The organism is uncultured Clostridium sp. (assembly GCF_947039605.1).
Classification (GTDB): Bacteria; Bacillota; Clostridia; order Clostridiales; family Clostridiaceae; genus Sarcina.
The window spans coordinates 1-20112 of sequence record NZ_CAMQZG010000021.1; the positions used below are offsets into that span (position 1 = coordinate 1).

Annotated in this window: 17 protein-coding genes; all 17 read right to left on the bottom strand. The window is 28.5% G+C overall.

Annotated elements, in window-relative coordinates; all coding sequences use genetic code 11:
• Window positions 1–88 precede the first annotated feature (88 nt).
• Window positions 89–2743, bottom strand: coding sequence for a calcium-translocating P-type ATPase, PMCA-type (locus Q0V24_RS09280; RefSeq protein ID WP_297520739.1), 2655 nt, complete (start codon window positions 2741–2743; stop codon window positions 89–91).
• Between the two features lie 73 nt (window positions 2744–2816).
• On the bottom strand, window positions 2817–3449 hold the full coding sequence (locus Q0V24_RS09285) for a TerD family protein (RefSeq protein WP_297520741.1): 633 nt from the start codon (window positions 3447–3449) through the stop codon (window positions 2817–2819).
• Window positions 3450–3469: 20 nt separating this feature from the next.
• Window positions 3470–4042 carry a TerD family protein gene (locus tag Q0V24_RS09290; RefSeq protein WP_297520743.1) on the bottom strand — a complete coding sequence of 191 codons (573 nt, stop codon included), beginning with the start codon at window positions 4040–4042 and terminating at the stop codon, window positions 3470–3472.
• A gap of 40 nt (window positions 4043–4082) precedes the next feature.
• Window positions 4083–4700, bottom strand: coding sequence for a TerD family protein (locus Q0V24_RS09295; RefSeq protein WP_297520745.1), 618 nt, complete (start codon window positions 4698–4700; stop codon window positions 4083–4085).
• Window positions 4701–4801: 101 nt separating this feature from the next.
• Window positions 4802–6400 carry a toxic anion resistance protein gene (locus tag Q0V24_RS09300; protein ID WP_297520747.1) on the bottom strand — a complete coding sequence of 533 codons (1599 nt, stop codon included), beginning with the start codon at window positions 6398–6400 and terminating at the stop codon, window positions 4802–4804.
• An 18-nt stretch (window positions 6401–6418) separates the two neighbouring features.
• On the bottom strand, window positions 6419–7948 hold the full coding sequence (locus Q0V24_RS09305) for a YceG family protein (RefSeq protein WP_297520854.1): 1530 nt from the start codon (window positions 7946–7948) through the stop codon (window positions 6419–6421).
• A gap of 85 nt (window positions 7949–8033) precedes the next feature.
• On the bottom strand, window positions 8034–8786 hold the full coding sequence (locus Q0V24_RS09310) for an HAD family hydrolase (protein ID WP_297520750.1): 753 nt from the start codon (window positions 8784–8786) through the stop codon (window positions 8034–8036).
• Complete coding sequence (locus Q0V24_RS09315; RefSeq protein WP_297520752.1) at window positions 8786–9853, bottom strand: cysteine protease StiP domain-containing protein; 1068 nt, start codon at window positions 9851–9853, stop codon at window positions 8786–8788. The genes Q0V24_RS09310 and Q0V24_RS09315 overlap by 1 nt, the downstream gene beginning before the upstream one ends.
• 12 nt (window positions 9854–9865) lie before the next feature.
• Window positions 9866–11080 carry a phosphoribosyltransferase domain-containing protein gene (locus Q0V24_RS09320; protein ID WP_297520754.1) on the bottom strand — a complete coding sequence of 405 codons (1215 nt, stop codon included), beginning with the start codon at window positions 11078–11080 and terminating at the stop codon, window positions 9866–9868.
• 13 nt (window positions 11081–11093) lie between these two features.
• A complete protein-coding gene (locus Q0V24_RS09325; protein ID WP_297520756.1) occupies window positions 11094–12170 on the bottom strand; it encodes an HpcH/HpaI aldolase/citrate lyase family protein in 1077 nt (358 codons plus the stop codon).
• 188 nt (window positions 12171–12358) lie between these two features.
• Complete coding sequence (locus Q0V24_RS09330) at window positions 12359–13441, bottom strand: glucosaminidase domain-containing protein (RefSeq protein WP_297520758.1); 1083 nt, start codon at window positions 13439–13441, stop codon at window positions 12359–12361.
• A gap of 296 nt (window positions 13442–13737) precedes the next feature.
• A complete protein-coding gene (locus tag Q0V24_RS09335; RefSeq protein ID WP_297520760.1) occupies window positions 13738–14316 on the bottom strand; it encodes a GNAT family N-acetyltransferase in 579 nt (192 codons plus the stop codon).
• A 544-nt stretch (window positions 14317–14860) separates the two neighbouring features.
• Complete coding sequence (locus Q0V24_RS09340; RefSeq protein ID WP_297520762.1) at window positions 14861–15550, bottom strand: pseudouridine synthase; 690 nt, start codon at window positions 15548–15550, stop codon at window positions 14861–14863.
• Window positions 15551–15669: 119 nt separating this feature from the next.
• Window positions 15670–16464, bottom strand: a complete 795-nt coding sequence (pnuC, locus tag Q0V24_RS09345; protein ID WP_297520764.1) for a nicotinamide riboside transporter PnuC — start codon at window positions 16462–16464, stop codon at window positions 15670–15672.
• Window positions 16465–17008: 544 nt separating this feature from the next.
• Complete coding sequence (locus Q0V24_RS09350; RefSeq protein ID WP_297520766.1) at window positions 17009–18085, bottom strand: glycosyltransferase family 2 protein; 1077 nt, start codon at window positions 18083–18085, stop codon at window positions 17009–17011.
• Window positions 18086–18206: 121 nt separating this feature from the next.
• A complete protein-coding gene (locus Q0V24_RS09355; RefSeq protein WP_297520768.1) occupies window positions 18207–19109 on the bottom strand; it encodes an ABC transporter ATP-binding protein in 903 nt (300 codons plus the stop codon).
• On the bottom strand, window positions 19102–20091 hold the full coding sequence (locus Q0V24_RS09360; RefSeq protein ID WP_297520770.1) for an ABC transporter ATP-binding protein: 990 nt from the start codon (window positions 20089–20091) through the stop codon (window positions 19102–19104). Before Q0V24_RS09360 ends, Q0V24_RS09355 begins: the two co-directional genes overlap by 8 nt.
• Window positions 20092–20112: the final 21 nt, after the last annotated feature.

Genomic DNA, 20112 nt, shown 5'->3' on the forward strand with positions numbered 1-20112 from the left:
TTTAATCGAAAAACAAAAAAAAGGACATCGACATTGTAGTTTGTCGACGTCCTGACTCCTAGATATTAAAATCTAGGAGTTTTTTATACTATGCTTCTAATTCATCTTTTTCTTTAAATATAACTTTTCTTAACATATCTACTGGAATAATTGTAAGTGCGAATACTATTAATATTACCCAAGCTTTAAAACTTATAGGTGTGCAATCAAATAGTGAACCACCAACAAATGTTAATGCTATTTGTACTATTACTATTATTCCCATTACTTTAATAAAGCCTGGATTTTCTTTAATATTTTCAAATATATTTAGACTACTACTTCTTACATTAAAACCATTAAATACAGCTGCTAAAACAAACATTGAGAAGTATGCTGTAACATGCTCTGTTGATAATGTTATAGCGCCATATTTATCTGTTGTACTTCCAAACATATTTAAGAAATATGGAAGTTTCAAGAATACAAAACTGATTATTGTAACCCATGTCCCTGCAAATAAGACTTGTATCATCATCTTCTTAGATACAATACTTTGAGTTCTTGATTTTGGTCTTTCCTTCATATATTTTTGAAGTGCAGGCTCTGAACCAAGCGCTAAAGCACCAAGACCATCCATTATAAGGTTAATCCATAAAATATGAGTAATACTTAGTGGTTGATCAAGATTTAAGAATGGTGCTATAGCTGAAACTGCAACTGCCGCAACATTTATAGTTAACTGGAATTTAATAAATTTAAGTATATTGTTATAAATTGTTCTACCATATAAAATAGAACTTTCTATTGACTTAAAGTTATCATCAAGTATAACTATATCTCCAACTTCTTTAGCTACATCTGTTCCTGAACCCATAGCAAACCCAACATCTGCTCTTTTAAGTGCTGGTGCATCATTAACTCCATCACCAGTCATACCACAAACAAGATTAAGTTCTTGTGATAATCTAACCATTCTAGATTTATCTGTAGGAAGTGCTCTTGCTATAACTCTAAGATTAGGAATTATCTTCTTAATCTCATCATCTGACATCTTATTAAGTTCTTCTGATGTAAGTGCTATATCAGTATTCAGTTTTATAAGTCCACAGTCTTTTGCAATTGCTACAGCTGTTTCTTTTCTATCTCCTGTAATCATAACAACTTGAATACCAGCACGTTGAACATCGCCAATTGCTTGTTTAGCTTCTGGTCTAACATCATCTCTAATTCCAACAAATCCAATAATTATTAAATCTTTTGGAAGTTCATTTTCAACGAGACTCTCCTCTGAATAAGCAAATGCTAAAACTCTCATAGCTTTTACTGCTAATCCATCTATTTTTTCATTTATTTTATCCTTATCAATATCAATAATCTCACCATTTGCATTTACATACTTAGTTGCATTTGCAAGTAATCTCTCTGGTGCACCTTTATAAACTGTTTTGCCATTGATTTCTGATGCTGAATATTTATTTGTAGAGTTAAACTGTTGAACTTTATCAATTTTTATATCTTCATACTTTTGCACTTGTGATTGTGTTAAAAAGTTAAGAAGTGCTTTATCCGTAGCATTTCCTCCTATAACTTTCCCACTAGCATCAAACATAGCATCAGTATTTTTACCGATACAAAGTGACATTCTTTCTTTTATCTCAGTACTTGTTCCATATGAACTTGCTATATCTCCATCAAAGAATTCTACAACTTCAAGTTTACCTTTTGTTATAGTACCTGTTTTATCACTAAATAAAATATTTAATGAACCAGCAGTTTCTATTCCTATAGGCTTTCTAACCAATACATTTCTTTTTAACATTTTTGCAGTATTCTTCATAAGAACTATTGCAATCATAAGAGGAAGACCCTCTGGAACTGCCATAACAACTATTACAACTGCAAGCATAAGTGCATCTAAGACATCTCTTATAATTTCCATATAACCAATTGCTAAATATGCATTAACTCCGCCTATAGCAATTACTTTATGAACCATAAATGATACCCCTATAATAGTTGCACCAATATATCCAAATTTAGAAATTTTATCTGCAAGGTCTGTAAGTTTAATTTTAAGTGGACTATCTACATTTTCATCAGCCATATCTTCAGCCATTGAACCCATAACAGTCTTCATACCAACTTTAGTTACAGCCATTATTCCTGACCCACCAACTACAACTGCACCTCTAAATAAAGAATGCTTATCAACAAATAAATCGCCTGTTAATGTTACCTTTTTTTCTAAATCAGCCTCTGTATATAAATCAGTAGCTTTCTTTTTACATTCTTCTGTTTCACCATTAAGCGCTGCATTATCGACACTTATAGCTCCATCAATTAAAAGTCCATCTGCTGGTATCTTATCTCCTGATTGAAGAATAATATAATCACCTGCAACTACTTCATCAATGCAAATTTCTACTGCTTTACCATCTCTATATACTTTACATCTATCTTTTACTGCATTTTCTTTTAATTTTCTATACTCATTATCTGATGAAACTTCTGTTTTTGCAGATATGAATGTAACAAGAAGAACTGCTATACCAATTCCTACTATTTCTCCAAGTTCTGCATATCCAAACCAAGACATAATAAATAATATTACAGCAATTGCTACAAGTAGCTTTATCATTGGGTCTCCAAATGCCTCTTTGAACTTTGCAAAGAATGTTTCCGGTGGCGCCTCATGAATTATATTATCTCCATACTTCTGTCGACTCTTTTCAATCTGATCTTTATTTAATCCATTTAACATATTTTACCCCTAACTTTTATTAATTTATATATTCTCAAAGTACTTGCAATTAAATTGCATGCACTTGAATAATCTACTGATATAATGCTAATACTTCGTTTAAGTCGCCTAGTTTACCTTCTCCAAGAGCTTTAAACTGCCACTCTATTCCTTGTCTATACAATTCTGCAAATATAACTGAAGTCGCTGTTGAACCATCTTCTTTTAAATTAAATCTACAAATTTCTTTTTCATTTTGAGCTTCATCTAAAAGTCTAACATATGAATTGTTTATCATTCCAAATGTTTGTCTTTTTTCTTTGGCTCCATGAATAGTAACAACAAAAATAACTTTTTGAATTGAAGCATCAATAGTATTTAAATCAAGATTCATTCTCTCATCATCACCATCTCCAGCACCTGTTCTGTTATCATCTCCAAGTTTAATTCCTTGCCCTTGTTTATTGTTAAAGAATATTACATTAGAAATTGTGTTAAATTTATTATTTGCATCAAGTAAAAATGCTGCTATATCTAAATCAAACTCAGAACCTCCAACTGCTATATCCCATCCTGCACCAAGAATTACTTTTTTTAGGCCAGGATTTCTCTTAGTTAAATCTAATATATCATTTTTTTTAAGATTTAATGCTAATCCACCTTGTGCTGGAGTCTGCATATTATCATTTGATGTTCCACCAAAATTGCCGCCTAAGTTTATTCCCATTTTAAAACACCTCTTTCTTATTATTTATAACTCTCATATAAACTTGAAACACTTGCATCTAAAAGTTTTCCTACAGCCTTAAATTGCCATTCAGAACCTTCTCTCACAAGTTCTGCAAATACTATTGCAGTATTTGTGCCACCATCATCTGTTAGATTGTATCTACAAATTTCAGCACCTCTTTTATCCTCATCAACAAGTCTCACATATGCATTTCTAACTTTTCCAAAATTTTGATTTCTAGTTTTAGCTTGATATATAGTAACTGCAAAAACTACTCTTTCAGTATCAGTTGGAATTTTATCTAATGCTACTGAAATTTTCTCATCATCACCATCTCCAGCCCCTGTTCTATTATCTCCATGAAGATATATTCCAGCCTCCCTTTGATTTCCATAGTACACCAATGATTGTTTTCCTGTAACCCTTCCACTCTTACTTAATAATACTGCTACTAGATCTAAATCATAGTCTGCTTGAAAACTAAAAAACCCCTTTTTAGCAACATCCCATCCAGCACCAAGTATTATATTTTTAAGCCCTGGATTTTTTTTAGTTAAATCTAAAACATCATTTTTTTGTAAATTTAGCATATGCATCCACCCCTCTTTATTTAAACTAATCTCTTTTAAATTACATATATAAACCTAATATCCCATTCAAATCTGCTATTTTACCCTCACCAATCGCTTTAAATTGCCATTCATATCCATCTCTAGAGATTTCAGCGAATACAACTGCTGTTGCTGTTGAACCATTTTCTTTTAAATTGAATCTACAAACTTCTCGCTCATTATTCTTTGCATCAAGCAATCTAACATATGAGTTTTCTACCATTCCAAATGTTTGTCTTTTATTCTGCCCTTCATGAATTGTAACCACAAAAACTATTTTTTCGACGTCCTGTCTAATTTCTGATAAATCCATTTCTATTCTTTCATCATCTCCATCTCCAGCACCGGTTCTATTATCACCCTGAAGCGAAATGCCTTGTGCCTTCATATTATTAAAGAATATTATATCATCAGGAACTCTTGCAGCTCTCCCATTAGAATTCAATAAAAATGCTGCTATATCTAAATCAAAATCAAACCCATTATTCGCAACATCCCAACCTGCACCAAGTATTACCTGTGTAAGTCCTGGATTTTTTTTAGTTAAATTTAATACGTCATTTTTTTTAAGATTTAATGCATTAACATTATTTGATGATGCATTTCCACCCATAATACCACCTAAATTTATCCCCATGTGTAAAATCCCTCCTGAACTTTTTATTGATTATATCATATTAAATTATGTCATAAATAAACAATTTATTACATAATTATTATCTTAATATAAAGAGTTTCTTAAGACTCTGCAATATTTCTCTTCATATTCGCTTTAATATTCTCAAGTTTATGAGAATTTTCGGCTCTTTTTTGTCTATTAGCAACTTGTATAGCCTTTGTATCTTCTATACCTTTCATTATTGTTTCAAATGATTTCTCTAATGTTTCCATTGCTACTGAACTACCAGATGCCATTTTAGCTATTTCAACTGATTGTCTTGCTGTACTAGATGCATTTCTTAATATAAGCTCATTTGTCTTATCATCAAGTTGCTTAATTGACTTAGCTTGAATCTCTTGTCTTTTTAAGATAATTGCTTGTGCTAAGCATTGCTTGAATATAGGCAATGTAACTATAAATGATGAATTTATTTTTCTCATAAGATTAAAGTTTGACATTTGTATTGTCTGTATCATAGGAGCTGCCTGTATAGCAACATTTTCTGCTATTTGAAGGTCATAAACTCTTTGTGATAGCATATCTTTACTTATTTCAAGTTTTTGAAGCATCATATGCTTTTCTTCTTCATTCATTGAAGTATCCATTGGAATTTGTGCAAGGTATGTATCTATTTCTTCTATAGCCATTTCACCTGCAACTATATATTTTTCTAAGATTCTATAAAACTCAAGGTTACCATCATATAATCTTTTAAGATGAGCATTAGAATCTCTTATATCACTTTCATATTTCTTTAAAGTAACATATACCTTTTGAACTTCCATTCCCATACTATCGTATTTTTGGAATAAGTCTGCTACTTTATTGCCCATTTTTTTAAATAGTTTTGCAAGTCCTGAATCTGGCTTTACATTTTCAAGGTCTTTAACATCAAATTTATCCATTATCTTTGTAAGGTTAACAAGCATTTCACTTGCCTCTTCTGACTTAACTGCCTTCATTGAATTTAAAAGTTCATCTGATACTTTTGAAATATTATCACTAGCCTTTTGACCAAAATTTATTATTGAGTTTGTATTTTGAATATCCACTTCACTTGTTAGAGCCTGAACTTCTCTCATACCTCTAAGTCTTTGTTTATATTCACTTATATCAGCAGAAAAATCTTGAACCCCCATATTATCAGTTTGAGTAGTCATAGCTCCACCTTGCTGTTGCCCCATGTTCATGCCACCGTGATTTGCCTGTGCATATCCTTGATTCATTCCCATTTGATTATTTTGATATTGTGGTTGCTGCTGTCCATAACCACCCATTTGTTGGTTCATTCCTTGTTGTTGATTCGTTTCACCCATATTAGAATTTTGGTAATTATTCATTCCTTGATTTTGATTCATGTTATTACCATATTGATTCATCCCTTGATTTTGACCTTGGAATTGATTATTTGTTCCATGGTTTTGACCATTGAATTGATTATTCATATTCTGATTATTAATTGGATTTCCATATTGATCATATTGTGGCATTCTATTATTCATCCCATATTGACCTTGACCATTCATATTTTGATTATTCATATGACCTTGATTTGTACCCATCTGATAATTTATATTATTCATATTCTGCATTTCTTCTGGGCTTGGTGCATTTTGATACTCAACATCCATTCCCTTATCCATGTTTATTACATCTTCATTTTCAAAATTATTCATAAATTTTCCTCCAAACATCTATTTATTAAGTATTCTTGATAAAAACCCTTGTTTTACAGTTCCAATATTCCTATAATTTGTGTTATAGCTCATTTCCTCAAGTCTACTTATATTCACTATATTATTATTTAGCACATTAGTTATATTAAGTAATCCTGATGGATTGAAAATAACTATATCTACCCCGACGGTATGAAGATACCCAAGCAACATTAATATATTATCACTAATTCTATCCTCATTATTCAAGAAAATCGTTATCTTAGGTATATTAGATGTAAAATCAAAATTATCAATGAGTCTTACGATTTGTTCATTCATTGTAAGTATTAAAACTAATAGCTTTAATCTAGTTTCTTTATCTAATTCTTTTGTATATACACTTTTATCTGTAATTGCTTCATTAAATTTGTTTAATAAGAAGTTTTGAACCTCTTCACTATATTTCCCAAATTTATAATCTTTTGATTTTTTAATTTCATTTATATCAAAACTACCATCACTAAGTTGACAGAACATAAGACTATACATATCTTGACTAACACCGGCTTCCTCTGATATAAATCCACTATTAAAAAATAATGTATTTTCTGATTTTGCACAGCAATTAACCATTTTTTGATACTCTTCCTTATTTTTATAAACTCCATCTAATTTCTTAAACAAGCATGGTACTGTTACTATTTTTCCTTTTACTTTAAATCCAGGTCTAAGTCTTGCACCCTCGTTCCAATAACTTAATATATCCTCTGGTATTCCATCAATTAAAATGCTTTTAGTATTACCATCTCTATACTGCCATGGCATAAACATTCCTGTCCCATCAAAAAGTTGTTCTTGAACTTCTCTTTGAATTTGCTTTGTTATACTTTCAACATTATCTATTAACGTTCCTTTTTTAGATCTTTCCTCTAAATTTTCTACATTTAAAATCCCCATGTACTTTTCACATACACTTAAATTTTCTATATCAATATCAGAGAAATATTCCTCTTTTAAAGGATTTATATAAACAACATCAAAACCCATTTTATATAGCATTATAAGAAAATAAATTGAATGCTTTTCTATAGTTCCATAATAAATACACTTAGGATTTATATCATTGTCGTAATCAATTTTTTTAAGATAACTATAAGCCCATACTATAAGCTTTGTTATAAAATTATTTCTTGCACTATCATTAAAGAAGCTTTCATTTTTAAGAGCTAAATTAACCACATTTTCTAACGCAATTAAAAACTTTTGATTTTGGTTAGAATCTTCTAATATACTTATATCTTCATTCGCTAAATTATAGATATTCATGTTATTAAGCTCATTGAATATATACTGTATAAGCTCCATTTCTCCTTGAAGAGGTAAATTATTATCAAAAACTAAGCAAACATTTTCATTTTCTTTACACTTAGAATTAAGTGTTTTTAGAACATTATTGTAATTATTCTCTTCTTTCACACCTATATATCTATAAAAATATGGTTTAAACTCAGCAAAATCGCCAGTTCTTTCATAATTTTTTCTAAACATAGAGTGCGTTAAACTCATCAGTTCCAACTGTTGCCTCTCCTCCTACAAAAAAAATTTATTAATGTTTTAATTATAACACTTTTATAGTATAAATTTTAGAAAGTTATTTATTAAATTCTTTTTTCAGATAATCTATTAAATCTTCAGTAGAATGTATTCCTTCTTTTTCTGTCACAAATGCATCTACATGTCTAAAGCAGGCATGTTTTGGAATTATTGCTTTTCCTCTAGTTGTAAACTCTAAATCAACTTCACTGTCACCCGCTGTAAAAAGATTATCAATGTCATATTTTTTAATTATATAATCAACAGCATAAATTTTATTGATTCTCTCATCTATTATAAAAATTTTAACTCCTATATGCATTACTTTTATATTTGTCTTGAATTTGTTTTTTAAAACACTAAAAACAACTTGTGCTTCCTCTTTTGTTGCACATTTTATAGTTATATAAAATCCTTCTATATTTCTTATATCATCATACTTTAAATTTAATGTCTTAATATAATTAATATCGTCTACTACTACACTTTTATTTACAGTACTTTTAATATAATTGTCCCATTCTAAATCAAGTTCTCCTGATATATATATCTGCGCTCCATTTGTGCAAATTATAACTCTCGGGTTATATTCCTTTATAAAGTCCACTCTAAGTGTTTGCTTTAAATTTCTCATTGTACATGGTATAAACTCTAAATTATCATTATTTAAAATTTCAAGGAAGTCAGTATAACTCTTTTCAGTCATATATGTTACTTCTTTTTCTCCCATATGCTCAACACATCTATATCCTTTATTTTTAGCATGAATAATTGTTCTATCAAGATCTGTTATGAAATGAATTTTTTTCATTACTCAACCTCCATCTCATCTATTATTGCAATAGCTCTATATTCACACTCCCTATATTCTTCTATTGGAACATTTTTAGCTTTTGCAAGTAAAACTAGTTGTTGTACTTCAATATCATTTATATCATTTAAAAGTATAATTCTAGCCTTTCTTCTTAAAAGAACTCTACTAGCTTCACCTATGCTAAGTTTAATTTTATTGATGTCTTCAACATTATATAATTTCTGAATTCTTTGAGTTATATCTTTAGCATAATTTATATCAATAGATTTTGTATCACCTACTGAATTATCCTTTTTAAAATGCTTAGCTATTTGCTCTACATAATACTGTGAATAATCATATTCTTTTAAATATTCTATATTTATAGCACCATGAAAATCACCTGCATTAATAAACTCATCATTTAAAATAGTTCTACTTATTAAACCACTTGCAGTTGAGTTTAAAATAGAATTAGGAACTGCTATATCATCTCTTGTCCCGTATATATTGCAACGTCTTGCTGGGTCTGCTATAACCGCTAAAGAACTATCAATATTTTTATTATTTTCATCATTAAATCTATCAATAGATGTTTTAAGCTCATTGATTATAGAACCTTTTCCTGTCCATCCATCAACAAACTGAATATTAGTATTTTCATTATGTTCTAAAATATACTTAATAGCATTAAAATCTATTCCTTTTCCTCTTATAATTGAAATGCTATAGTGTGGAATCTCAATATTATACTTAAATTTTAAATACTTCTTTATTAATATCCCATAAGGTGTACCTGCCCTTGCAAGTGATACAATTACTAATCCACTATCTTTATCTTTATATATCTTTTCTGCTAATACAGATACATACTCTGCTATTTTTTCTGAATACTTCTCTACCATATCAAAAAAAAGGTCTTCTACTTCTTCTGTTGGTATCTCTTCCTTTGAAATGAAATTAGAATAACTTATTCCCCTTGCAATAAGCTTTTCTTTTTCCTCTATACTTATTTCTTTAAATTCACCTGTAAGGTCTTTTAAAAGAAATATACAATCCTCTTTATAACTGCCTTTTATATTCATTTTATGCCCCCACTATATTCTAAAAATAGCTATATTATTAGTTAGCTTTATATCTAAATCTGTCTCTATAATTAAAACTACTTTATCATATTCTTTTTCAATACTAGATTTATTATAAAAATAATATTTTACCCCTCTATCATCAAAACTGTGTTTCTCTAAAATAGGATATCCCTCTTCATCTTTGCAATATATAGGGCTTCTAGTTGTTGTTTTAAACTTTACATTCCCACCCATATAAGACGCTATTCTTGATGGTATATATATATTTTCCCCATGTCCTAAAATCAGCACTTTTTTATATTCACCTATTATCTTTTTTATCTTCTTTGCAGCTTTTCTACTATTCTCCTCAATCGAAACTATATCCTCATATGCAACCCCAAATCTTCCTGTATCTTTTAAATAATTTTCCTTTTTACCCTCTAACGTGTCATGGGATTTCTTATTAAAATCACCACTTATATCTATAACTTCTATCCTTTCATTAATTGTGCTTTCATCTTTATCATAATAGACAATATTATCAGAATTTTTTATACTTCCTGATATTAATGATAGAACATCTATATCTACATTTTTTTCTAATTTAAATTGCTTGTACATCTCTAGATATTCTTCATTTCTCCAATCAAGAACACTAAGAATTGTGTATTTATTTATCCCTGTAACCACTTTTAATTCTTCAATAATATTAAGCATTGATTTTCCTGTTGTAATTTCATCATCAACAAGTATTATTCTATCTTTTGATTTCAAAATGCTTAATTCTTCTAAATAGCACTTATGCGTTGTAGCATGTGAATGTTCTTCCTCAAACTTTAATATAGACTTCATATCCTCTATATTCTCTCTAGTTGTAGTCAAATAAACTGAATCTTTAATTGCTGATGCAACTGCCATACCAAGACCTGTTGCTGTTTCTGCAAATCCTAAAACTGCAATTCTATCCTTACATATGTATTCTGTTTTAAAATACTCTTTATAAGAATCATTTTGCTTTTTAAAAGCTTCAATAATCTCTTGTGTATACGCATTTTTTTCGCATGTAAGCGTTGCTAGCATATACCCAATAATTCTACATATATCTGGACTTACCTCTATATGCTTACCTAATATCTTACTAACAAAAAGAAAATTTCTTTTTTCATTATTCGCTCTACTTGCCATTACAATTAAATCTTTTAAATCTATATCATACTTATTTTCTTTTATTTGTATATCCATTCATTTATCCCCTTTAATAAAGAACTTGTCCATCTAAGCCTTCTTTTAAAACACCAAAGACATCAGCTCTCTCAATTATTTTTCTAGCCCAATTTAAATGTGGAGAAGCTTCATTCATTTTATTGTTTGAAAACCCTTTAAATACTCCTCCTATTTCCTTAAGACCCGCTATACTTATAGCATCCATATAGTCCTCATATTTAACAACAAAATTAGCATTTACATACTTTACTTGTTGTGGATGAATAACAGTTTTCCCAAAGAATCCATTACCTATATCAAACTTTAATTCTTGTAAAAGTCCTTTTACCTCTAATGAATTTATATCATCTGAAAAATACTCCCAAACCGGCGCTGATATTATATAATTACTGCCCTCTCTTGCAAATATATTTATTATGTCAATAAGACAGTCTCCAACCACTTTTATATCATATATATTAGCATCTACACTTCTTCTTAGACCAAACTTTGATGAAAAATCAGTTCCTCCTACTCTTATATTTAAAACCATCTCATCATATTTTTTAATTATCTTTTTCAATTCTATAAGCGTCTTTAATCTACTTTCTTTATAGATTATTTCTTCACTTTCTAATATCGGCATAACATAAAACCTTGAATCAAAAACTCCTGATATCTCTTCTGTATAGCTTAAATAATCTTCTGCATTATCTACATTAAACTTTGGAAAAACAAAGCCTGATAAACATCTAGCTTCATTAATCTCTAACCTTTCAACAAAGCTTACAAATTGCTTGTAATTTCTTACTCTTATAAAAATAAGAGGCATGTCTTCTACCGAAATACCTCCATTATCAATTTCATTTGAAATTTTATTTAATTGTCTAAAAATATTTTGTTCAGCCCTATCAAGGTCACTTTCTTTTATAGAATCCTCAAAACAAATAGTTATAGCCGATACTTTACCCTTTAAATCATTTTTAATTTTTTCATATACATCCATAAGGCCATTCATATATAAATTGGCTCCTACCGCATATTTTAAAATATTCTTGTCACTAAATTTATTAAATTTTAAAGGTAACTTTTCATAAAAGCCCTCTTTTAACTTATTTAAATATCTCATTTTTTCCACCTTTTTCTAATTGTCATATAATTTATATTATTATACCACAAATTACCTTAAAAAAAATTATGTCAATTATTAAAATATTACTACTATTATCTTAATAAACTTCTTATACTTCATAAAAATTAAAAGAAAAAGAAGACTATCTTAAAATTAATTAAAATAACCTTCTTTATTCTAAATATTTACTCTGAAAATACTGGCTTATCAAATAAAAATGAATCTGAATTTTCATAAACAGAACTATACTGACTTATTAAACTTCCTATGCTATCAGCATAATAGGGTTTTGTTGCATACTCATGCCATACATTATTTAAGTTAGATGTATATCTTAACTTATATGGTGTATTTTGATTATAAGTTGCATTATTTACATATGTATTTGATAAAAATTTAGCTGCCCCGTATATTGCTTTTGGAACACTTGTCCACCCATGTTTATATGCATAAGTAGTCCCAAGTATTAATGCCCTGTTATTAAATCCCGGCAAATTATTTCTTGCTCCAATTCCAAATAAATTAAAAACAGTAACCGGCTGTGAGAGTTTTATCATTCTATATCCAACTAAATTTCCATTACTATATATAGGATGGTTTACATCCGCTATAGAACTTATGGTTACACCCTCTGCAAGCGTGCTTTCTCCATATCCTGTCTCTAAAACCGTTTGTGCTGTAAGATATACAGGGTCTATGTTATATCTTCTAGCTGCATCATTCATAACCTGTGCCTGTCCTTTTAAAACACCTTTGTTAGATAAAACATTATTTAATTTACTAACACTTATATCTCTATATCTATCAATTCTTAAAAACTCATATCTGCTACTAGCATTTTGAGGATTGATATATTTTTTATATGTTGAAGCTTTAGTTTCACCCCAAACATCATTTTGCATATCAGCATAATTACTCATACTTGTATTATAACTCGTATATATAGTTCTTGACCCTTTAGAATTTACACTTGATGAGATTGTATTTAAATCATTTAAGTAATATGTACTTACAAATCCAATTGTTCCATCATATTCTACCTTAGCCCATCCATCATTCTCTGCTATAATATTAAGCTTTGCCCCTACTGGTATATTATCAATTATAGAACTATTAGTTGTTGCACTACTTCTTAAATGCAAATAAGAATAGCTTCCTAAATTTGTAACTACCGCTTTTTGAAAACTCGCCGCCTTCGCTTGCATATGACCTGATGCTATTATTATACTAGCGATAGCAAATGTAGTTAATATTTTTTTGTTATTCATTGTAAGTCACCTATATCCTCTTAAATATCTCTTCATTCATTTTATATCCTCTAAAATTATAAATTATTGTTTATCATATTTCAACTATATTGCAATAATATCGAAATTAAATTGGAACTAAATTGTTATATATAACAATATAATTTACATTTTGAACCAAATAACTTATTCCTTTATAAAATAAAAAGAGCTATATCACAATAGCCCGCTATCTACAATATATAGTTTTTTTTAAATACTATATATTATAAGTAACTTAACTTTTGATATAGCCTATTTTTTATATCCTAATTATATTATGCTTCTAATACTATATTCTCTTCCATAATATAATTATGCATTTCTGTTTCTTTTATTACATTAAAATCAATAACTTCAGCAAGTCCTATATTACTTCTTCTTTCCATTAAAAATGTATCTTTCCATACCCCAAAAATTGTTCTAGCAATTTTCTCTCTATATCCAACTTCTCTAAATCCACACTTTTCATGTAATTTTTTACTTCCAATATTATCTTCAAGTACAGTAGCTTGAAGTGTCCAAATATCAGCTTCTTCTGATAACTCTACTAATTTATCTAAAAGCTTTGTTCCTATTCCTTTTCCTCTTTGTCCTGCTTTAACATAAATACTAAGCTCTGCAACTCCACTATATTGTATTTTACCATTTATTGCTGTAAGTGCTGCAAAACCAAGTACTTCATTATCTTCTAATAAAATTATATTAAATCCCTCTAGATGAGAATCTATCCATTCATCATAGCTAGGCACCATCCTTTGAAAAGTAGTGATTCCCGTCTTTATTGAGTTCTCATATATGGCGGCCATTTCGCCCCAATATTTATTTTCTAATTCGATTATTTTGTACTTTTCCATGTACCTAACCTCCTATTACTATTGTTAATATTTTATTAACAACGACTTCTTATATCGCGAATATTATTATAATATATATATACTCAAATTTAAATAAGATAACTGATAAATTTATATTGATTTTTTTAATTTTTTGTTAATAACTAGCCATTTTTTTATCATTTAGATTTGCACTCTATTCCTTTGCCACTTTTTATATTGTCAGCATATTAAAATAATTAAAACGACTCTTTTTTTAGTCATAGTCTCATTTTCTAAGTAATAAAATTTAAAACATATTTTATTACTTTTGCTCAAAATAGCTCTTTTTTTGATATATATATACTTATTAAATGATATTTTTATTATTTTTATAATATCTTATAAAATATCTATATGATTTCTATTTTCTTTTGTTACATTTCAAATTTTTAAGCTTTTATTCCAATTGTTAACTCTATCTAAATAACCCAATATTCATATCTTGTTCATATAAAAGCAACCTTTTTGTTCTCATAAAAAAATACCAATTTAAAAGTTTACAACACTCTAAATTGGTATACTTTTATTCTATTATTTTTCTTAATATATCAAGCTCTTCTTTTGATATATCTCTCCATTTCCCATATTCTATATCATCTAAATTTATATTAAGTATTCTTATTCTCTCAAGTACCTGAACTTTATATCCAAATGCTAAACACATTTTTCTTATTTGTCTATTTAGTCCCTGTGTTAAAATTATTTTAAATATAAATTCATCTACTTTTTGGAGCTTACATTCTTTTGTTATTTTATCCCCTATTTTTACCCCACTACTCATACTACTCAAAAATTCTTCTGTTACTTCTTTATCAACAGTCACTACATATTCTTTTTCATGACCATTTTCTGCCTCTAAAATATCATTCGCAAGTTCACCATCATTAGTTAATATAATTAAGCCTTGTGAGTCTTTATCTAACCTTCCTATTGGAAATATGTATTCTCCATAATTCACATATTTTATTATGTTTTCATCTTTACTCTCATCTGCTGTACATATTATTCCCTTTGGTTTATTAAGTGCTATATAAACTCTATCTTTCTCTTTTAATATATCTCCATCAAGTAAAATTTTATCTTCTTCTACTTCAACCCATTGACCCTGTATTGCTTTTTCTCCATTTACAATAATTCTTCCATCTTCAATAAACTTTCTAGTGTCCTTTCTTGAACAATATCCATAATTGCTTAGTAACTTATTTATTCTCATTTTCTTTTCCTCACAAATTATATTTTTTCTTAAATTTATTATATTACAAATATCTACCCATAACAAAAGAGATGACTTTTTTTGAAAAGTCATCTCTTTTGTATTCCCTTATATTTCAACTAGGCACTAAGCACATTTCCTTCAATGTCCTTACCTTTATGTTTTTCCTTATACATTCTTCTCCATAAATAGAATCCATAGAATGAACTTACTCCATACTGAAGCCAAGTCATTGCACCTGATAAATTATTTATTGAGAATCCTTGTTTAACCATCGTTTCTACAAATACAATAAATCCTATATTTGATAGAATCCAGAAATACCACTGCTCTACATATCTTCTTGATGTAAGATATAATGCATATGTAGTAATAACTGATGATAATGAATCCATTATATATGATGGATCTGCTGCTATATGAACATTAAATATATTCATCATTATGCTTGGTATATTTTTCAAGAACATTCCATATAATACCCACGCAACTAACATTATGATTATTGTTTTCACCCATTGCATTGGTGTAAACTGTCTAGCTTCAACAATTCCATCTTCACTTTGCTCTGCACTCCTCTTCCACATATAGAAACCATATATCTCTAAAGGGATTAGTATAAATAAATTTTTCAATCCTTCCCCATATAGTCCACCTATAAATGAAACAAGTGTCATTGCAAGAGTATTTAATATCCACCAAAAGTAAACTGTTAAACTAGCTTTCGCTTGATATATTGATGTTATAACTCCTGATACTGTAGCTATAAGTCCTATGAATCCAGTAACCGTTAAAACAGTTTTAAAGTCCCAATCATTTAAAAATGCTGGCACAAAAAAAGTTAGTATACTTGATATCATAAATACTACAAAAAATATTTTTTGAAAAGGTGTAAATGCTTTATAAAATTTCATTTTTTCCTCGCTCTGTTAACTAAGATTTGAAAATTCATTTATCTCTATTAAACAAACTTACAGTTCATTCTATATATATTTATACCTAGTTTCAATAGCACTATAAATTTTTATTATATATTTTATTTACTTCTTTTATATATATTGATTTTACTTTTTTATATCTATTTATTTATTGATTTCATAATCGCATGTTTTAAAAACACGAATATTATGATTTTATTTTCTTTTTAGAATATGTTATTTTTCTTCTTTCCATTCCACAAATTTCTTTTTCTTTCTTTAAAACTCTTTTTTTTCTCATAATATTTTTCTTTAATTCTTATAATCAAATCTCAATCAAAACTCTCCAATTATTATGGAATATATATTAAAATGTAATTCCTTTACAATCCATATTATTATAAATATTTGCAAAAACCACATCAAATATTTTCTACTTTTTAAAAGTAAGGTATTAAATCTAACTAAAGTAATAACAAATAAAGTTGTAGCTAGCAACAATCCTATATAGTTTGAAACTTTAAAAAAACTTATCATCACATCACCACTCTTGCTCTACATTAAAGAAACTATAAATAAAACTTTGTATCATAACTGCAACTTGAAACAATCCATATAAGACTTCTGGTATAAAAAGTAGTTTTACAATATAATCTTTAGCTCCTCTTTTCTGCGTATATTTAAGCCTATAAAAAGAATCAACATACGTATAAAAAGTTACTAATATAACTAATTTACTTACTTGATAGCTTCTAAATAAATATATAAAAACTATCATAGCTATAAATACTATTAACCTTTGTAACATAACAAAAACAAATAATATGTCATTTAAAAAATCTTGTGCTGTAACCTTATCAAATCCATGAAATCTAACTGTATCAACACCACCTCTTAACCATCTTAATCTTTGTACATATAATTCTTTTACCCCTAAAGGAACTTTAGTCCATGCTAGCATCTCTATGGCTACTGAAACTTTCCACTTATGCTTAACGCATAAAGTTAATTCATAATCTTCAACTAAATTATTTTCTAAATATACCCCTGTTTCAACTCCAAATCGCTCTTTTCTATACTCAATCACATATTTTAATACCTCAACTTTAAATATTGCCGCCATTCCATGTACTACCTTTATTCTTCCATCAGTCTCAACTCTATGTGCATCAAACTGCCCATACTCAATATGTTGTAAATGCCAAACAAAGTCTTCTAATAAATTTATTTTTTCACTTTTATTATATTTTAAAATTCCTGCTCTTGAACAAACAGCACCATATGCTTCATCTGACTCTATTTTTTTCAAACCTTCAAATATGCAATTTTCATCTAAAAGTGTATCTGCATCCATTACTAATACATACCCTTCAATTTCATTATTTCTAAAATATTGGTTTAACGCTCCTGCTTTTTTACCTTTATTCTCAACAGTCTTAATAACCTCAAATGTTTCATTTTTATATTTTTCTAAAACTTCTTCTGTTTTATCTGTACAGTTATCACATATTATAACAATTTTATCAGCTGGTCTAGTTTGTTTAAATATACTTTCTAACGTTTCTTCTATCTTATCCTCTTCATTATGTGCTGGAATTAACATAGTTAATTTTTTCATTTGTTTTACACCCACTTAGTTCTCTTCTAATTTATATTTATAAGGGTATTGTTTCCTAAAATCTTATATATATCCTTATAATGAAAAAATACTCTAGAAATTTTTCTAGAGTATTTTATATTCAATTAACCATATAAACTAAATGGTCTTTTTCAACTTCAATTAGCTCTGATTTATCAAAATTAAAAACTTTATCATCCTCTTCATAAGAACTTACTATATTAAGATTCCTATACCTTGGATTTGCAACAAGTTTTGAACTAATTAAAAGCTTTGTATATGGATGAAGTGGATTTTTATATAACTCATCAGCTTTTGCAATTTCAACTATTTTACCTTTATACATTACAGCTATTCTATCGCTTATATAGCGTACCATAGATAAATCATGTGCTATAAATATGCATGCTAAATCATGATTATTTTTTAAGTGCTTAAATAAATTAACAATTTGCGCTTGCATAGATACATCTAATGATGCAATAGGTTCATCTGCTATTATAAGCTTTGGTTTTAAAATTAACGCTCTAGCTATCGAAACTCTTTGTCTTTGCCCCCCTGAAAGTTCTGATGGATATTTAAATAAATCTTCTTGTGTTAGTCCAACACTTTGAGCAGTCTTTTTAACTCTTTCTAATAATTCTTTTTTACTTTTACAAATACCCTTAATTCTAAGTGGCTCTGATATAATACTTAAAATATTCTTTTTTTGATTTAAACTAGATGTTGAATCTTGAAATATTATTTGCATATCAGTTGTTATCTTATCTTTATTTTGCTTATATTCTCTCTTATTATTTAACTCTATCCCTTGAAATTTTATAGACCCCCCTGTTGATTCATGTATCTTTATTATACTCCTCCCAAGAGTTGACTTTCCTGAACCCGACTCTCCAACAATTCCCAAAACTTCACCATTATAAAGTTCAAAACTAATATCGTCCACAGCTTTAACTATACTTTTTCTACTAAGAGAAAAATGTTTTTTTAGATTTTTTACCTCAAGAACCTTATTATCAAGCATTATTTAAAGTCTCCTCTAAATGGATGTTATTTAGTTCTTTAAACAATGGATGAAGTGTCCAAGTTGCCGCCTTATGTGTTTTGCTAATCTCAAACATTGGAGGTTCTTGATTGAAATCTATTACAAGTGCATTTTTATTTCTTCTTGCAAAACAATCTCCTACGGGAATATCAATAAGACTTGGTGGTGCACCCTCTAAACTTTCAAGGTCTTTATTCATATCCTCACCTGGAAGTGCATTCATAAGTGCTTTAGTATAAGGATGTTTAGGATTTTCAAAAATTTCTCTTGATGTTCCAATCTCCACAAATTTCCCTGCATACATAACTGCTACTCTATCTGCTATATTTGCAACAATAGATAAATCATGTGTTACAAATATAATACTTAATTTTATTCTATCTCTTAAATCTAAAATCAAATTAAGTATTTGCTTTTGTATTGTAACATCAAGTGCAGTTGTGGGTTCATCTGCAATTAAAATATTAGGATTTGTACAAAGTGCTATTGCAATAACAATTCTTTGTCTCATTCCACCTGAAAATTCATATGGTCTTGAATTATATCTTTCTATCGCATTTTCTATTCCTACAAGTTCCATAAACTTAATTGCTTCAAGTTTTGCTACTTTTTTGCTCATCCTTTTTTGATTTAATATACCTTCTCTTATTTGATCTCCAATTTTCATAGTCGGATTTAATGCTGTCATTGGATTTTGAAATATCATAGATATATAACTCATATTTTTTTCTTCCTTACTTTTTAATGGAAGATTTATTTCTCCCTCTGCTATGTATCCATTTTTCGGAAGAATACCTTGAATAGCTCTACAAAGCATTGTCTTTCCACATCCTGATTCACCAACAATTGCAAGAACTTCACCCTTGTTAAGATCTAAATCAATCCCTCTAACAGCTTTTACAATTCCACGTTTTGTTACTATATCTACCTTTAAATTATTTATTTTTAAAATACAAGTCATAAATCCACCTCCAATTGAAAT

What these genes read in the sequence shown, in the direction of transcription:
- Q0V24_RS09280 (WP_297520739.1), bottom strand. Translation starts at nt 2,743, where the DNA reads ATGTTAAATGGATTAAATAAAGATCAGATTGAAAAGAGTCGACAGAAG.
- Q0V24_RS09285 (WP_297520741.1), bottom strand. Translation starts at nt 3,449, where the DNA reads ATGGGAATAAACTTAGGCGGCAATTTTGGTGGAACATCAAATGATAAT.
- Q0V24_RS09290 (WP_297520743.1), bottom strand. Translation starts at nt 4,042, where the DNA reads ATGCTAAATTTACAAAAAAATGATGTTTTAGATTTAACTAAAAAAAAT.
- Q0V24_RS09295 (WP_297520745.1), bottom strand. Translation starts at nt 4,700, where the DNA reads ATGGGGATAAATTTAGGTGGTATTATGGGTGGAAATGCATCATCAAAT.
- Q0V24_RS09300 (WP_297520747.1), bottom strand. Translation starts at nt 6,400, where the DNA reads ATGAATAATTTTGAAAATGAAGATGTAATAAACATGGATAAGGGAATG.
- Q0V24_RS09305 (WP_297520854.1), bottom strand. Translation starts at nt 7,948, where the DNA reads ATGAGTTTAACGCACTCTATGTTTAGAAAAAATTATGAAAGAACTGGC.
- Q0V24_RS09310 (WP_297520750.1), bottom strand. Translation starts at nt 8,786, where the DNA reads ATGAAAAAAATTCATTTCATAACAGATCTTGATAGAACAATTATTCAT.
- Q0V24_RS09315 (WP_297520752.1), bottom strand. Translation starts at nt 9,853, where the DNA reads ATGAATATAAAAGGCAGTTATAAAGAGGATTGTATATTTCTTTTAAAA.
- Q0V24_RS09320 (WP_297520754.1), bottom strand. Translation starts at nt 11,080, where the DNA reads ATGGATATACAAATAAAAGAAAATAAGTATGATATAGATTTAAAAGAT.
- Q0V24_RS09325 (WP_297520756.1), bottom strand. Translation starts at nt 12,170, where the DNA reads ATGAGATATTTAAATAAGTTAAAAGAGGGCTTTTATGAAAAGTTACCT.
- Q0V24_RS09330 (WP_297520758.1), bottom strand. Translation starts at nt 13,441, where the DNA reads ATGAATAACAAAAAAATATTAACTACATTTGCTATCGCTAGTATAATA.
- Q0V24_RS09335 (WP_297520760.1), bottom strand. Translation starts at nt 14,316, where the DNA reads ATGGAAAAGTACAAAATAATCGAATTAGAAAATAAATATTGGGGCGAA.
- Q0V24_RS09340 (WP_297520762.1), bottom strand. Translation starts at nt 15,550, where the DNA reads ATGAGAATAAATAAGTTACTAAGCAATTATGGATATTGTTCAAGAAAG.
- pnuC (WP_297520764.1), bottom strand. Translation starts at nt 16,464, where the DNA reads ATGAAATTTTATAAAGCATTTACACCTTTTCAAAAAATATTTTTTGTA.
- Q0V24_RS09350 (WP_297520766.1), bottom strand. Translation starts at nt 18,085, where the DNA reads ATGAAAAAATTAACTATGTTAATTCCAGCACATAATGAAGAGGATAAG.
- Q0V24_RS09355 (WP_297520768.1), bottom strand. Translation starts at nt 19,109, where the DNA reads ATGCTTGATAATAAGGTTCTTGAGGTAAAAAATCTAAAAAAACATTTT.
- Q0V24_RS09360 (WP_297520770.1), bottom strand. Translation starts at nt 20,091, where the DNA reads ATGACTTGTATTTTAAAAATAAATAATTTAAAGGTAGATATAGTAACA.